This is a genomic window from Halpernia sp. (genome assembly GCF_048269545.1).
Classification (GTDB): Bacteria; Bacteroidota; Bacteroidia; order Flavobacteriales; family Weeksellaceae; genus Halpernia.
Genome location: NZ_JBLXIJ010000002.1, coordinates 215,922 through 230,972 on the forward strand (window position 1 = coordinate 215,922; position 15,051 = coordinate 230,972).

Sequence of the window (15,051 nt, forward strand, 5' to 3'; positions counted from 1 at the left end):
CACGCAATACCCTGCCAAAGTTTGAAATTCTGGAGGGTTGAAAATCGAAGTTTATCTACTATCAGAATAAACTTTGTCCAAGTCCAATCATACTCCGAAAAACTTTGACAAAGTAGAAAAACACCTTTTATGCGTAATATATGTCTAATGTTTTTTAAATATTTTCAATACTTAAAACAAATCTAATGCGACTTATGTGTTAAAAAAATCTGTGGTTTAACAACTAATTTTAACAAAAGAATTTTTGTAAATTTGCTCCTCAATATTTTTATATGATTAAGATTTCGCTTCCAGACGGAAGTATCAAAGAATTTGATTCAGCTGTAACGCCACTTGATGTCGCTAAATCCATAAGTGAAGGTTTGGCAAGAAACACCATTTCTGCAATGGTAAATGGAACGCAAGTGGAAACTACGACGCCAATTACAGAAGATTCTTCGGTGCAACTTCTAACTTGGAATGATGATCTTGGAAAAAAAGCATTTTGGCATTCTTCCGCGCATTTATTGGCGCAAGCAATTTTAGATTTTTATCCAGAAGCAAAACTAACAATTGGACCAGCGATTGATCAAGGTTTCTATTATGATGTAGATTTTGGAGACGAAGTTTTATCAGAAAAAGATTTTGAAAAAATCGAGAAAAGAATGCTCGAACATGCGAGAATAAATTCCACTTTTGAAAAATATTCGGTTTCTAAAGCAGATGCTTTAAAAGAGTACGCCGATAATCCTTACAAAACAGAATTAATCACCAACTTAAATGATGGCGAAATCACTTTTTGCAAACACGAAGATTTTATAGATTTATGTCGCGGCGGTCATATTCCGGCAACCGGAATAGTAAAAGCAGTAAAGGTTTTAAACGCAGCCGGCGCGTATTGGAGAGGTGACGAAAAGAACAAACAACTCACCAGAGTTTATGGAATTTCATTTCCAAAACAAAAAGATTTAACAGAATATCTTGAAAGATTAGAAGAAGCAAAACGCCGTGATCATCGTAAATTAGGCAAAGAATTAGGCATTTTCGCTTTCTCTGAAAAAGTGGGTGCAGGTTTACCTCTTTGGTTACCAAAAGGAACGGCATTAAGAAAAAAATTAGAAGAATTTTTATCAAAAGCACAGAAAAAAGGTGGTTATGAATTTGTAATGACGCCGCATATTGCAAATGTAGAATTGTACAAAACTTCTGGACATTATGAAAAATATGGCGCAGATTCTTTTCAACCAATAAAAACACCAAATGAAGGTGAAGAATTTTACTTAAAACCCATGAATTGCCCGCACCATTGCGAGATTTATAAAACTTCACAATGGTCTTACAAAGATTTGCCAAAACGTTACGCAGAATTTGGAACAGTTTATAGATATGAGCAATCTGGTGAATTACACGGATTAACAAGAGTTCGTGGATTTACACAAGATGACGCGCATATTTTCTGTACGCCAGATCAGTTGATGGATGAATTTAAAAAAGTAATTGATTTAACACTTTATGTTTTTAAATCATTAGGTTTTGAAGATTTTGTGACTCAAATTTCCTTGCGTGATCCAGACAATAAAGAAAAATACATTGGTTCTGATGAAAATTGGGAAAAAGCCGAAACCGCAATTATTACGGCGGCAAAAGAAAAAAATCTAACTACAGTTATCGAATATGGAGAAGCTGCATTTTATGGACCGAAATTAGATTTTATGGTAAAAGATGCACTTGGTAGAAAATGGCAACTTGGAACGATTCAAGTTGATTACAATTTACCTGAAAGATTTGAATTGACTTACATCGGAAGTGATAATGAAAAACACCGTCCTATAATGATTCACCGTGCGCCATTTGGCTCTATGGAACGTTTTATAGCGATTTTATTAGAAAATACAGCGGGTGATTTTCCACTTTGGTTGTCGCCGGATCAGTTTACTATTTTACCGATTAGTGAAAAGTACGTAGATTATGCAAAAAAAGTTTCTCATTTATTAGAAAATCACGATATTTGCGGACTTATAGATGACCGAAATGAAAAAACCGGTAAGAAAATTAGAGACGCAGAATTACAGAAGTTACCTTTTATGTTGATTGTAGGTGAAAACGAAGCAGTTAACGGCACGGTTTCTGTAAGAAAACGAGGAGAAGGCGATTTAGGCGAAATGAGTGTAGAAGATTTTGCAAATTACTTTTTGAAAGAAGCGAAAATATAAAAAGTTTAAAAACATTGTAAGAAAATCGAATATTTTTACCGTGTTTGTAAAGAAAAATAAATTAGAATTAACTTTAAAATAATAAAACCATAGCACTAAAACGATTTAATAACAGAGGTCCACAGAGACGTGTACAAGAAGATTTACATCAAATTAATGATAAAATCAGAGCGCGTGAAGTTCGTCTCGTAGGCGAAAACGTGGAACCAGGTGTTTATCCACTGGAGAAAGCAAAGCAGATTGCGAAAGATCAAGATTTGGATTTGGTAGTCATTTCAGATAAATCTGAACCTTTTATCACCCGTATTTTAGATTACAAAAAATTCTTATACGAGCAAAAAAAGAAACAGAAAGAGCTGAAAGCAAAGCAAGTAAAAGTAGTGGTAAAAGAAATTCGTTTCGGACCACAAACCGATGAACACGATTACGAATTTAAGAAAAAACACGCTGAAAAATTTTTAGAAGAAGGCTCAAAATTAAAAACCTACGTTTTCTTTAAAGGACGTTCTATTGTTTTTAAAGATCAAGGCGAAATCTTATTATTGAAACTCGCACAGGAATTGGAACACGTTGGAAAAGTGGATCAGTTGCCAAAACTGGAAGGTAAAAGAATGATTATGATGATGAGTCCGAAGAAAGCAGCGAAATAGAAATACAATTTATTTAATAAAATTGAAAAAGAGACTTTAAAAGTCTCTTTTTTTTGTTGCATTTTCGTAAACGGAAAACATAGAATTTACTTGATATTGCAGCCGCACTCCCACTGATTGTCAGAAAAAAATTTCAGGTTAATTTGCGATACTTTTTTTCCTCTTTCATAACTAGATTTTTTTAATTTCATATTGTAAAGTGGTCCCGAAAGCCATTTTATTTCTCCGCTTTTCCCATTAAAAGTATATTTGCCGGAACCTCCGTTATCTAACCACCGGTAAGTTCCATTTTTTTTGAGTTCAAAATAACCTTTTTGTTTATAAGAATAAGCGGGCGATTTATTTGGTCCATTCCAAATAGATTCTGTACAAACGTAGTTACCATAAGTCAATTCTTGTGTTTTATTTTGCAGAGAAACGACTCTAGAATTAGTAGAGTTTATTTCTTTCACAGTCTCTACATCTGCTGAAACACTTTTGATATTGCGCTCACTCGATTTCTGCGCTGAAGGAAATTGTTTTTCATAGGTTTTCTTCAAATCTGGATTTTTTAAAAATGCATTTTTTAAATATTGTTGTGCAAGATGCGTTTTATTTTTTTGCTTTTGCATCAAGAGAGAAGCAGCAATCTGGTAATTTACAAAAGCATTTGTACTGTCAATCTTCCAGGCTTGATTAAAATACATATTGGCTAGATCATATTCTTTGTTTTCAAAATAATCCTGTCCGTACAAAAATTTAGATCCCGCTGTCATAAATGCGGTTTCGGCGCCGTGCGAAGCGGCAGATTTCCGTAATTTATTTACGTATTTTTCCAGAACATCTTGGCTGGAAGAAAATAAGAATATTCCCAAAAAGAGAAAGGTCAAATTTTTTTTAGTTCTCATGTCAAAATATTTATAAATTAACTGATAAAAATAAAAAATTTTAGAATATCAAACAATACTTCTTTCTAATCAAATTTATACTTAATCTTATTTGACCGTTTTGTTATTGGTTAAATTTTTGTACTTTTGCAGTCTGAAAAATGTGGAGTTTTCTGTAAAGAAGGTTTTGCATTGAGAAGAAAAATATTGATAACAAAATATAAATTAAGCAAAATGCCAAAATTAAAAACTAAATCAGGTGCTAAAAAGCGTTTTAAACTTACCGGAACTGGGAAGATTAAAAGAAAAAATGCTTTCAAAAGCCACATCTTAACTAAAAAAGAAACGAAGCAAAAGAGAAATCTTACGCAAACTTCTTATGTAGCGAAAGTGGACGAAAAAAGTGTTTTACGTCAATTAGCTTTAAAATAGTTTTATAAATCTAAACGGTTTATAGGAATTACAAAATTCAAAAAATTTAACCCTGAAACGGTGCAAGAAAGTACAATGAAATAATTTGTCGCCCTTTTCAAAAAAACAAATTTAATTATGCCAAGATCAGTCAATTCTGTAGCGTCTAGAGCGCGTAGAAAAAAAGTAATGAAGCAAGCCAAAGGTTTTTTCGGAAGAAGAAAAAATGTTTGGACGGTAGCTAAAAATGCTGTGGAAAAAGCAATGGAATATGCTTACCGCGGAAGAAAAGAGAAAAAGAGAAGTTTCAGAAGTCTTTGGATTATGCGTATTAATGCAGGAGCCAGAGAATACGGAATGTCTTATAGCCAGTTTATGGGCGCTTTGAAAAAGAACAACATTGAGTTGAACAGAAAAGTTTTAGCAGATTTAGCAATGAATCATCCAGAAGCTTTCAAAGCAATCGTAGACCAAGTAAAATAAATTAAGAATTTTTGTTATCAATATTAAAATCCTGAAGTTTTCTTCGGGATTTTTTTATTTGTAATTTTAAGTTTAGTTCAAGTTCAATTGTACAAATCATGTTTTATGAAGAACTTTAAATATTTTTCCTTTGTACTTTTTGCCTTGATGCAAAAGTACCAAAAAATCAAGACTGGAAACTCAACTAAACTTTTAAAAATTTTTCTAAAATTTCCAAATTGACTCACTTCGGTCGTCGAACCACTTCGTTAGGTTTCGGGCGGAAAGTTCTAGTGAGATTTTAATATCAATTTTTGCCACCACTCAAAAACTGGAAATTTCTTAACGAAAATTTTTCAAAAGTTCTTAACGTCTCCGTTTCCTATGTCATTTTATTGCCGATATATCAAGATTAACATAGTTTTGAAAAATACTATTAATTACAAAATAAAAAAATTATTTACGATTTCTTTCGTGCAATATTCTCTCCACATCTTCCAGTTTAAAATTTTTGGCTTTTAGTAAAATTAAATAATGATACATCAAATCTGCGGCTTCATTTAAAAATAGTTTAGCATTATTGTCTTTTGCTTCTATAACCAATTCTACGGCTTCCTCTCCTACTTTTTGAGCCACTTTATTGATGCCTCTTTTGAATAAATCGTAAGTGTAAGAATTTTCCACTTTATCGTCAATTCTCTGTGAAATTTTCTCTTCCAGTTCATAAACAAAACCTTTGGTGTTTTTCTCACCAAAACAAGAAAAACTTCCGGTGTGACAAACCACATCGGTTGGTTTGACTAAAATTAAAAGTGTATCAGAATCACAATCTTTTTTAATTTCTTTCACGTAAAGGAAATTATTTGAAGTTTCTCCTTTTAGCCAAATTCTGTTTTTACTTCTGCTAAAAAAGTGGACGCGCCCATCTTCAACTGTTTTTTCGTAGGCTTCATTATTCATGTAACCCAACATTAAAACCTGTAAATTGGCAGAATCCTGCACAATTACTGGAACTAAACCATTTCCTTTTTCAAAATCTATGTTCATCTTATTGCTATTTTATTGTTTTTTAAATTTAATTTTAAATACGGAATTTCAACTTCTCCAAAGTGAAAAATACTTGCAGCCAATGCTCCTGTACAATTTGTTTGTAAAAAAACTTCCGCGAAATCTTCAATTTTCCCTGCACCACCGGAAGCAATTAACGGTAAATTACAGATCTCGGAAACCTGCTTTAATAAGCGAATATCAAAACCCTGCTTTGTTCCGTCAAAATCCATTGAAGTCAAGAGGATTTCACCTGCGCCTAAATCTTCCGTTCTTTTTATCCAATCTAAAGTTTGAAGTTCCGTTTTTATTTTTCCACCATTGACGAAAACAAAATCCTTATCTTTAATTTGTTTAGAATCTACAGCAACCACGACACATTGATTGCCAAATCTTTTAGAAATATCAGAAATTAATTTAGGTTTTTTAACCACTGAAGAATTTAATGAAACTTTGTCAGCGCCCGCTTTTAGTAACAAATCAACGTCATTTAAAGTCGAAATTCCACCACCAACTGTAAATGGAATATTGATTTCTTTACTCAATTCTTCCACCAAATGAATTAAAGTTTTACGCTTTTCATCCGTTGCAGAAATATCTAGAAACACCACTTCATCTGCGCCTTGTTCGCTATATTTCTTTGCCAGTTCTACTGGATTTCCTGCATCTCGCAATCCAACAAAATTAACTCCTTTTACCGTTCTTCCGTCTTTGATATCCAAACAAGGAATAATTCTTTTTTTTAACATATTTAAAGGAATTTTTGTAAATTTTTAAAAGTAATTTTTCCTTCGTAGAAAGCCTTTCCGACAATGGCGCCGCTGCAGCCAATTTCTTTTAATTGCTCTAAATCTTCAACATTTGAAACGCCGCCACTCGCAATTAAATTTATTTTAATTTGATTTAAAATATCTTTGTACAATTCATTTGATGCACCTTCCAACATTCCATCTTTTGAAATATCCGTGCAAATAACATCTTGAATTCCGGCAGATTTATAAGATTTTATAAAATCTACCACATCTAAATTGGAATTTTCAAGCCAACCTGAAATTTTGATTTTTCTATCCAAACAATCTGCACCTAAAATAATTTTTTCAGCACCATATTTTGAGATCCATTCCAAACATTTTTCTTTATTTGCAACGGCAATACTTCCAATTGTAATTTGATTCGCTCCTGCATTAAAGGCAGTTTCAATGGCTTCGTCAGATTTTATTCCTCCTCCAAAATCAACAATTAAATTCTTATTTGTTAAAATATTTTCTAGAACTTGTACGTTTTTAATTTCCCCAGATTTTGCACCGTCCAAATCTACCAAATGCAAATATTTGATTCCATTGGCTTCAAATTCTTTGGCAACTTCAAGTGGATTTTCATTATAAATTTTCTTGGTATCGTAATCGCCTTTTGAAAGCCGCACACACTTTCCGTCTATAATATCTATTGCTGGAATTATTTGCATTTAATTTAAATTTAAAAAGTTTTCAAGGATTTTAGAACCTACATCTCCAGATTTTTCGGGGTGAAATTGTGTTCCAAAAAAATTATTTTTTTCTAATGTCGCACTGAAAGGTAAAATATAATCACAAACTGAACTCGTTTCATTTCCCATTTCACAATAATAAGTGTGAACAAAATAGAAGTTATCTTCTTCAGAAATATTTTTTAGAATTTTACTACTAATATTTTGCAAATTATTCCAACCCATGTGCGGAACAATTTCTGTATTCGGGAACTTTTTAACCGAAATATTAAAAATACCTAAACACTCCGTTTCACCTTCTTCAGAATAATTGCAAAGCAATTGTTGGCCAAGACAAATTCCCAAAAAAGGCAGCGTTAAAGTTGGAATTAATTGCTCTAATTTTTTCTCTTTTAAATAATTCATCGCCGTGGAAGCTTCACCAACTCCGGGAAAAATGACTTTTTCAGCATTTATTATTTCATCAAAATCTGAAGTCAATAATGTTTCAAAACCTAATTTTTCTACGGCATTTTGCACAGATTTTATATTTCCCGCGCCGTAATCAATTATTGCAATCATAACGAACCTTTTGTACTTGGAATTGAAAAATTATTATCGTCCCGTTTCACCGCGGCTTTCAAAACTTTCGCAAAGGCTTTAAAAATAGATTCAATTTTATGATGTTCATTTTCACCTTCACATTTGATATTGATATTAGATTTTGAAGCATCAGAAAAAGATTTGAAGAAATGATAAAACATTTCTGTCGGCATTTCACCAATTTTTTCTCTTTTAAATTCGACGTCCCAAACAAGCCAGTTTCTACCGCCAAAATCAAGCGCAATTTGCGCTAAACAATCGTCCATCGGCAGCAAAAATGCATATCTTTCAATTCCTTTTTTAGTTCCTAAAGCCTGCAAAAAACATTCGCCTAAAACAATCGCCGTATCTTCAATCGTGTGGTGTTCGTCAACTTCTAAATCTCCATCCACTTTAATATTCAAATCAAAATTTCCGTGTTTAGAAATCTGTTCCAACATATGGTCAAAAAACGCTAAACCTGTATGAATATTAGATTTTCCAGACCCATCAAGATTTAGTTCAACAGCAATTTTTGTTTCATTGGTATTTCTGACCACTTTAGATTTCCGTGGAATTTGCTTTAAGTATTGGTAAATTTCATCCCAGGATTTTGTCGTTAATGTCGTATCTTCAAAATTTTCTTCGCCAATAAAAATTGATTTTGAGCCTAAGTTGTTCGCCAATTCTACATCGGTTTTTCGATCGCCAATTACATACGAATTTTCTAAATCGTAGTTTCCGTGAACATATTTTTGTAACATTCCCGACCGCGGTTTTCTGTTCGGTGAATTATCTTTTTCAAAACTATCATCAATTAAAATTTCAGAAAATTTAATTCCTTCACTTTCTAAAATGGAAAGCATTTTTTGATGGGGCAAATCAAAACTTTCTTGTGGAAAACTTTCCGTTCCAAGACCGTCTTGGTTGGTTACCATGACCAATTCGTAATCTAGTTCATTGACGATTTTTGCTAAATTTTGCAATACTTTCGGATAAAATTCTAATTTTTCTAAAGAATCAACCTGAAAATTTGTGGACGGTTCTAAAATTAAAGTGCCGTCACGGTCTATAAATAATACTTTTTTCATTAAATTGATTTTAAAACAGTTAGTAAATTTTCGTTTTCCTCTAAAGTTCCAACGCTGATGCGCAAACAGTTTTCTAAAGATGGATGTCTTAAACTTGTTAATATTTTATTTTCTAATAACATTTTATAAATCAATTCTGCATCCGCAAATTCTATCAATAAAAAATTCGCGTCTGATGGATAAATCTTTTTCACCAATTCTAAATTTAACAATTCAGTATTCAGTTTTTCTCTTTCTCTTAAAATTAAATCCATATTCTCACTAAAATCAGTAGAATTTGAAAGACTTTCTAATGCTAACTTTTGATTTTCTGAACTCACATTATACGGCGGTTTCATCATCATTATTAAATCTGAAATTTCTTTGGAAGAAAATCCAACACCGATACGTAAACCAGCCATTCCAAAAGCTTTTGATAAAGTTTTTAAAACAATTAAATTGGGATATTTATTTAATAATTTTACGGTTGAAATTTCTTTTGAGAATTCTATATACGCTTCATCAACCACTACAATTCCATTAAAAATAGAAATAAAATATTCGATATTTTCAATTGAATTTCCGGTGGGATTATTGGGCGAACAAAGAAATAATAATTTGGCTTTTGAAGTTTTTAATTTTTTCTCAAAATCAGCTTTATCAATTTGAAAATCCTGATTTAAATTTAATTTCTCAACTTTTAAATCATTTACTTTTGCGTAAAATTCATACATTACAAAACTCGGATTCATTACCATTATTGAATCTTTCCCGGGAGTTCCGAACGCACGAATTATTAAATCTATCAACTCATCGCTTCCATTCCCGATGAAAATCTGCTCCGATTTAACTCCATTTATTTCTGCAAACTTCTGTCTCAATTTTTGACTTTTAGAATCCGGATAACGGTTAAATTTCCCAAAAGGATTTTCATTTGCATCTAAAAGAACCAAATTTTCATCCTGAAAACTTTCACGCAAACTGTGGTATGGTTTTAAATCCAAAATATTTGGACGTATAAAATTTTCTAATTTAAATTCCATTTTCTAAGAATTTTAAGCGAAGTGAAACTGCATTTTTATGAGCGAAAAGTCCTTCTGCGTCTGCCATTAATTCAACAGATTTACCAATATTTTTTAAGCCAATTTCAGATAAATTTTGAAAAGTAATTTTTTTTACAAAACTATCCAGTGAAACGCCGCTGTAATTTCTGGCAAAACCATTCGTGGGCAATGTGTGATTGGTTCCTGTTGCGTAATCTCCCGCTGCTTCTGGACTGTAATTTCCAAGGAAAACAGAACCTGCATTAATGATAGAATCAATATAATTTTCCGGATTATCAATTGATAAAATTAAATGTTCCGGTGCATATTGATTGCTAAAGTCTAAAGCGCTTTCAATTGAATCAAGTAAAATAAAACGACTGTTTTCTAAGGCTTTTTTCGCGATTTCATTTCTTGGAAGTTTTTCAATTTGAACTTTAATTTCTTTCAATGTTTTTTCAAAAACATTTTCATCTGTGGAAATAAAAATTACTTGCGAATCTGCACCGTGTTCTGCTTGCGACAATAAATCTGCGGCGCAAAATTCTGGATTTGCTAAAGCATCTGCAATCACTAAAACTTCACTTGGACCTGCCGGTAAATCAATCGCAACGCCAGTTTCAACGGCTAATTCTTTCGCAGCAGTTACAAATTGATTTCCGGGACCGAAAATTTTATCCATTTTCGGAATACTCTTCGTGCCGAAAGTCATCGCCGCAATCGCTTGTGAACCGCCGACTTTATAAATTTTTTCAATACCACAAAGTTTTGCAGTAAATAAAATGGCTGGATTTATTTTTCCGTCTTTTTGCGGCGGTGTACAAAGAATTACATTTTTACATTCTGCAATTTTTGCTGGAATTGCTAACATCAAAATCGTCGAAAAAAGTGGCGCAGTTCCGCCCGGAATGTACAATCCAACATTTTCAATTCCTCTGCTTTCGCGCCAACATGAAATTCCAGGTTGGGTTTCAATTTTATTAATTTCTTGTTGCTGAGAATTATGAAATTTAAAAATATTGCATTTTGCTTGTTTAATTGCATTTTTTAAATCTTCGGAAATTTCTTTTTCAGCAATTTCAATCTCATCTTTAGAAACTAAAAATTTTTCAATTTTAACTCCGTCAAATTTTTCAGAATAACTTTTTAAAGCAGAATCTCCGTTTTGTTTGACTTCAGTAAAAATATCCTGAACAAAATTCCGTAGATTTTTTCCTTCTAAAACTGGTCTTTCTATTAAATTTTCCCAGTCAGTTTTTGCAGGGAATTTGTAAATATTATTGATCATCATTAAAATATTAAAGAACCATTTTTTCAATTGGAATCACTAAAATCCCTTCTGCACCGTATTTTTTTAACTCATCAATAATTTCCCAGAAATCACTTTCTCTAACAACAGAATGAACACTGCTCCATTCTGGATCTGCGAGTGGCAAAACTGTAGGGGATTTCATACCCGGTAAAATATTGATGATGTGTTGTAAAGATTTCGTTGGCGCATTAAGTAAAATATATTTGTTTTCACGCGAATTAAGAACGGCTTGAATTCGAAATATTAACCTTTCTAAAATTTCTAAAATTTCAGGATTTAAGTTTGGATTAGAAATTAAAACTGCCTCACTTTTCAACACTTCAAAAACTTCTTTTAAACCGTTGTGTAAAAGCGTTCCACCAGAACTCACCAAATCTGCAATCGCATCTGAAAGTCCAATACTTGGCGCAATTTCTACACTTCCGGAAATCTCTGTAATCTCTGGAATAAAACCTTCTTTCTCAAAAAATTTAGATAAAATATTTGGATAACTGGTTGCGATTTTTTTTCCTTTGAAATAAGTTAAGTCTTCACAGGCAGAATCGTTTGTAACAGCAAGAGATAATCTGCACTTTGCAAAACCTAATTTTTTAATGACAGAAATTTCTTTTTGTTGCTCCAAAACTTCATTCTCACCAATAATTCCAATATCAACAATGTTTTGCTCGACATATTTCGGAATATCATCATCACGAAGAAAAAGAATTTCTAAAGGGAAATTGGTTGCAGAATTTTTTAGTTTACTTTTAAAATCTGGAAAACTGATGCCGCATTCACGTAAAAGTTCTAAAGATTTTTCGCTAAGTCGACCACTTTTTTGAATGGCAATTTTTAATTTGTTCATTTATTTTTAGAATGTGTCTGAACAAATTTTTAGAATTTTAAAATAAAAAACCGTCTTGTTCAGACGGTTTTATATAATATTTTTTTTTAAAACATAATTTATCAACTCGTCTTTTGGATGAGATGATGATGGATTAAAATTGTAAGTGTTTTCATTTATAAATTCTTTGGCAAATATGAAACATATTTTTTTAACCGACAAATAATTTCTTACTATTTTTCTAAAACTTCGCTGTAAACCTCCATTAAATTTCCCGCAATATTCTCATCAGAAAATTTTTGAACAAAATCTAAACCTTTTTCTGCAATGCGTTTTCGTTCAGATTCATTGTTCCAAAGGAAAGAAATTTTTGCTGTTAAATCTTCTATATTTTCTGGATTTACATAAAGAGAACTTTCTCCGCCTGCTTCGGGAAGTGAACTTGTATTACTTGTAATAACGGCGGTTTCAGAAAAAAGTGCTTCAATCACAGGAATTCCAAAACCTTCAAATAAACTGGGATAAACGAAAATTTCTGCTAATTGATAAATGGCAGAAAGTTCATCCATCGAAACATTTTCAAGGAAAAAAACTTGGTTTTGGATGTTATTTTTTAAAATAATTTTATTGACTTTAATATAATATTTTGTCTGTTTACCAATGACAATTAAATTAATATCAGTTCCAGAAATTGCCTTTATAATATTTAAAAGGTTTTTGCGTGGTTCAATGGTTCCGACATTTAAAATAAATCGTTCTGGTAAATTAAATTTTAATTTTGTTTGTTCTAAAAATTTTTCCGTCTTTTTTACTTTAAAAGTCTGATGACAACCTTGATAAACTACTACAATTTTACTTTCGGGAATTTTAAAAAACTGAATAATATCGCGTTTTGTTTGTTCTGAAATGGCAATCACTAAATCGGCTTGTTCACAGGCTTTTTTGAATTTCCAGAAATGAATTTTGCGGTCGAAAAAAGAATAAAATTGTGGAAACCGCAGAAAAATTAAATCATGAATTGTGACGATTTTTTTTATTGGCTTTTTGTTCCATTTTAAAGGTAATTCTCCAGAAAGTCCATGAAAAATATCAGCATTGATTTCTTGTGCAGTTTTTCCAAATTCTAATTGACGCGCAAATTTTGCTTTTTTTACTTGATGAAAAGAAACATTTGGCAAATCTAAAATTTCACTTCCGCGTTCTGATTTTTTTTGTTCTAATAAAACGTATTCGTTTTCTGGAAAATTTTCGGCTAAAATTCTCACTAAATCTCGAGAATAATTTCCCAAGCCAGAAGCATTGTGAAAAAAGCGTTTCGCATCAAAAGCAATTTTCATATGGAGTTGTTTATTATTTTTAAAGTCATTTGCAATCGCTCAACTTTATGTATTTTTATTTGCAAAATTGTTAATGGCGATTTCATATATTTTTAGATTTAATAAAATTCTGAAAAGTGGAGAATGTTTCCCCATCATTATTTAACCAAGATAAAAAAGCATCAAACCTTTCTATCATTTCATTGCCTGTGTTTTTGGTAGTAAATTTTGGTAAATTAAAATCTGTGTTTTTTATGTTTGAAAATTCCCAGGGGTGAAAATAAAGATTCACGTATTTGTCACTTTTCAAGGCTTTTTTAACTAAAAATTTATAAAAAGAAAATGGAAAATTATGAAAACTCAACCAAAATAAAGGCACTCGAAAATAAGTAGAAACCGAGGCGGGAATTTGCAATAAATTATTCTCTTTGAAATAAGTTCGAGATACTTTTCGGTTATCATATCTTCCCGGCAAATAAGTCGGATTTATTGAGGAATTATAAGAATAACCGGCGTTCAAAACATCTTTTGAATCAATGTTCATCATTCTGGGCATTCTTAAACCTGTAACTTCTGTACCAAATATTTTATTTAATTCTAATCGTGAATTTTCAAGATCTTGAATTTCAAATTTTGAATGAAACCAAGTGTGAGAAGCCAGTTCATGACCTTCTGAAAGTAATTTTTTAATTAAATCCTGATTTTCTTTAGCAAAAATTACAGTTGAAAAAAACGTGGCTTTTGCATTGTGCTTTTTTAATAAATCTAAAATTGAAATTAATCCCTTTCGAGAAATTTCTATCTGTTTTTCAAAAGAAATTTCACCTTTATATTCTAAAGGCATGTCAAATTCTTCAATATCAAAGGACAATAAGACCATTTTTAAAAGTTTTTAGAACGAATAATATAGTTTGGTCTTTCTTTAACTTGCTTGAAAATTTTACCCAAATAAATCCCAAAAATCCCGAGAATAATTAATTGTAAACCACCGAAAAATACAACCGTCATAATTAATGAAGCCCATCCGGAAATTTCAGTTTCTACTAAAAAAGCGTGAATCACATAAATTCCATAGCCAATAACGGCGATTGCAGAAAATATAAAACCCAAATAAGCCGCTAAATAAAGTGGTTTCACAGAGAAAGCAGTAATTCCGGTAAATGCGAATTTCATCATTTTTTTTAGATTATAACTGCTTTCTCCGCTATATCTTTCGTTGGCTGTAAAAGGAATTCCAGTTTGCTTGAAACCCATCCAAGTGGAAAGTCCGCGGAGAAATAAATCGGATTCTTGCATATTTCGCATAACATCTACAACCGAAGCGTCCATCAAACGGAAATCTGAACCACCGCCAGAAGTTAAATTGACATCAGAAATATTAGATAAAAATTTATAAAAATAATCTGAAGTTTTGCGTTTAAATCTTGAAATTTCTTTTGGATATTTTCTAATTGTGTATACAACATCATATCCTTTTTCCCATTCTAAAATCATTTCTGGAATCAATTCTGGAGGATGTTGCAAATCTCCGTCCATAGATATTACAGCGTTTCCTGTGGCAAAATCTACACCTGCTTTTACGGCAGGTTGATGTCCGAAATTACGCGAAAATTCTATGTATTTTACTTCTTCAAATTCTGTGGAAAGTTGTTCTAAAACCAATTGCGTTTTATCCCGACTTCCATCATTAACGAAGATAATTTCAAAATTGTAATTCTTTAATTTAGAAAAAATATCCGAAATTTTTTGATGAATAATCGGTAGATTTTCTTGTTCATTAAAAGCGGGAATTACGATTGAAATTTTTTTCAT

The 15,051-nt window shown here is 31.7% G+C and carries 16 protein-coding genes; 4 read left to right on the top strand and 12 right to left on the bottom strand.

The window, feature by feature from the left end; all coding sequences use genetic code 11:
- Positions 1–272 precede the first annotated feature (272 nt).
- Both thrS and infC read left to right on the top strand, forming a co-directional pair.
- Positions 273–2,192: a threonine--tRNA ligase gene (gene thrS / locus ACN0WB_RS04180; protein WP_417429152.1), complete on the top strand. Its 1,920-nt coding sequence runs from the start codon at positions 273–275 to the stop codon at positions 2,190–2,192.
- 89 nt (positions 2,193–2,281) lie between these two features.
- The gene (gene infC, locus ACN0WB_RS04185) at positions 2,282–2,842 is read left to right on the top strand and encodes a translation initiation factor IF-3 (RefSeq protein WP_417429736.1); all 561 of its coding nucleotides are present in this window, start codon (positions 2,282–2,284) and stop codon (positions 2,840–2,842) included.
- Positions 2,843–2,928: 86 nt separating this feature from the next.
- Here infC and ACN0WB_RS04190 read toward each other — a convergent pair whose 3' ends face one another.
- A complete protein-coding gene (locus ACN0WB_RS04190; protein ID WP_417429154.1) occupies positions 2,929–3,729 on the bottom strand; it encodes a tetratricopeptide repeat protein in 801 nt (266 codons plus the stop codon).
- A gap of 213 nt (positions 3,730–3,942) precedes the next feature.
- On the opposite strand from ACN0WB_RS04190, the gene rpmI reads away from it, so the two are divergent.
- Positions 3,943–4,140, top strand: coding sequence for a 50S ribosomal protein L35 (gene rpmI / locus ACN0WB_RS04195; protein ID WP_417429156.1), 198 nt, complete (start codon positions 3,943–3,945; stop codon positions 4,138–4,140).
- A 117-nt stretch (positions 4,141–4,257) separates the two neighbouring features.
- Positions 4,258–4,602 (top strand): 50S ribosomal protein L20, encoded by a 345-nt coding sequence (gene rplT, locus ACN0WB_RS04200; RefSeq protein WP_417429158.1) that lies wholly within the window; start codon positions 4,258–4,260, stop codon positions 4,600–4,602.
- A 435-nt stretch (positions 4,603–5,037) separates the two neighbouring features.
- On the opposite strand, the gene hisIE is transcribed toward rplT, so the two are convergent.
- The 11 genes from hisIE to ACN0WB_RS04255 form a co-directional block, all read right to left on the bottom strand.
- On the bottom strand, positions 5,038–5,628 hold the full coding sequence (hisIE, locus tag ACN0WB_RS04205; RefSeq protein WP_417429160.1) for a bifunctional phosphoribosyl-AMP cyclohydrolase/phosphoribosyl-ATP diphosphatase HisIE: 591 nt from the start codon (positions 5,626–5,628) through the stop codon (positions 5,038–5,040).
- Positions 5,625–6,377 (bottom strand): imidazole glycerol phosphate synthase subunit HisF, encoded by a 753-nt coding sequence (gene hisF / locus ACN0WB_RS04210; protein ID WP_417429162.1) that lies wholly within the window; start codon positions 6,375–6,377, stop codon positions 5,625–5,627. Before hisF ends, hisIE begins: the two co-directional genes overlap by 4 nt.
- Positions 6,378–6,379: 2 nt before the next feature.
- Positions 6,380–7,093: a 1-(5-phosphoribosyl)-5-[(5-phosphoribosylamino)methylideneamino]imidazole-4-carboxamide isomerase gene (gene hisA / locus ACN0WB_RS04215; RefSeq protein WP_417429164.1), complete on the bottom strand. Its 714-nt coding sequence runs from the start codon at positions 7,091–7,093 to the stop codon at positions 6,380–6,382.
- Positions 7,094–7,675, bottom strand: a complete 582-nt coding sequence (hisH, locus tag ACN0WB_RS04220) for an imidazole glycerol phosphate synthase subunit HisH (RefSeq protein WP_417429166.1) — start codon at positions 7,673–7,675, stop codon at positions 7,094–7,096. It lies immediately after the preceding gene.
- The gene (hisB, locus tag ACN0WB_RS04225) at positions 7,672–8,766 is read right to left on the bottom strand and encodes a bifunctional histidinol-phosphatase/imidazoleglycerol-phosphate dehydratase HisB (RefSeq protein ID WP_417429168.1); all 1,095 of its coding nucleotides are present in this window, start codon (positions 8,764–8,766) and stop codon (positions 7,672–7,674) included. The genes hisH and hisB overlap by 4 nt, the downstream gene beginning before the upstream one ends.
- Positions 8,766–9,788, bottom strand: a complete 1,023-nt coding sequence (gene hisC, locus ACN0WB_RS04230; protein ID WP_417429170.1) for a histidinol-phosphate transaminase — start codon at positions 9,786–9,788, stop codon at positions 8,766–8,768. Before hisC ends, hisB begins: the two co-directional genes overlap by 1 nt.
- Entirely contained in the window at positions 9,778–11,076 is a 1,299-nt protein-coding gene (gene hisD, locus ACN0WB_RS04235; protein ID WP_417429738.1) for a histidinol dehydrogenase, read from the bottom strand. Before hisD ends, hisC begins: the two co-directional genes overlap by 11 nt.
- Positions 11,077–11,086: 10 nt before the next feature.
- Positions 11,087–11,944 (bottom strand): ATP phosphoribosyltransferase, encoded by an 858-nt coding sequence (gene hisG, locus ACN0WB_RS04240; RefSeq protein WP_417429172.1) that lies wholly within the window; start codon positions 11,942–11,944, stop codon positions 11,087–11,089.
- A 212-nt stretch (positions 11,945–12,156) separates the two neighbouring features.
- Complete coding sequence (locus tag ACN0WB_RS04245) at positions 12,157–13,260, bottom strand: glycosyltransferase family 4 protein (protein WP_417429174.1); 1,104 nt, start codon at positions 13,258–13,260, stop codon at positions 12,157–12,159.
- A gap of 82 nt (positions 13,261–13,342) precedes the next feature.
- Positions 13,343–14,119, bottom strand: a complete 777-nt coding sequence (locus tag ACN0WB_RS04250) for a polysaccharide deacetylase family protein (protein ID WP_417429176.1) — start codon at positions 14,117–14,119, stop codon at positions 13,343–13,345.
- Between the two features lie 2 nt (positions 14,120–14,121).
- Complete coding sequence (locus ACN0WB_RS04255; protein WP_417429178.1) at positions 14,122–15,051, bottom strand: glycosyltransferase family 2 protein; 930 nt, start codon at positions 15,049–15,051, stop codon at positions 14,122–14,124.

Coding starts and splice junctions, on each gene's coding strand:
- hisF (WP_417429162.1), bottom strand. CDS start 6,377: ATGTTAAAAAAAAGAATTATTCCTTGTTTGGATATCAAAGACGGAAGA.
- hisB (WP_417429168.1), bottom strand. CDS start 8,766: ATGAAAAAAGTATTATTTATAGACCGTGACGGCACTTTAATTTTAGAA.
- hisD (WP_417429738.1), bottom strand. CDS start 11,076: ATGATCAATAATATTTACAAATTCCCTGCAAAAACTGACTGGGAAAAT.
- hisG (WP_417429172.1), bottom strand. CDS start 11,944: ATGAACAAATTAAAAATTGCCATTCAAAAAAGTGGTCGACTTAGCGAA.
- rplT (WP_417429158.1), top strand. CDS start 4,258: ATGCCAAGATCAGTCAATTCTGTAGCGTCTAGAGCGCGTAGAAAAAAA.
- hisC (WP_417429170.1), bottom strand. CDS start 9,788: ATGGAATTTAAATTAGAAAATTTTATACGTCCAAATATTTTGGATTTA.
- ACN0WB_RS04250 (WP_417429176.1), bottom strand. CDS start 14,119: ATGGTCTTATTGTCCTTTGATATTGAAGAATTTGACATGCCTTTAGAA.
- thrS (WP_417429152.1), top strand. CDS start 273: ATGATTAAGATTTCGCTTCCAGACGGAAGTATCAAAGAATTTGATTCA.
- hisA (WP_417429164.1), bottom strand. CDS start 7,093: ATGCAAATAATTCCAGCAATAGATATTATAGACGGAAAGTGTGTGCGG.
- ACN0WB_RS04255 (WP_417429178.1), bottom strand. CDS start 15,051: ATGAAAAAAATTTCAATCGTAATTCCCGCTTTTAATGAACAAGAAAAT.
- ACN0WB_RS04190 (WP_417429154.1), bottom strand. CDS start 3,729: ATGAGAACTAAAAAAAATTTGACCTTTCTCTTTTTGGGAATATTCTTA.
- ACN0WB_RS04245 (WP_417429174.1), bottom strand. CDS start 13,260: ATGAAAATTGCTTTTGATGCGAAACGCTTTTTTCACAATGCTTCTGGC.
- hisH (WP_417429166.1), bottom strand. CDS start 7,675: ATGATTGCAATAATTGATTACGGCGCGGGAAATATAAAATCTGTGCAA.
- hisIE (WP_417429160.1), bottom strand. CDS start 5,628: ATGAACATAGATTTTGAAAAAGGAAATGGTTTAGTTCCAGTAATTGTG.
- rpmI (WP_417429156.1), top strand. CDS start 3,943: ATGCCAAAATTAAAAACTAAATCAGGTGCTAAAAAGCGTTTTAAACTT.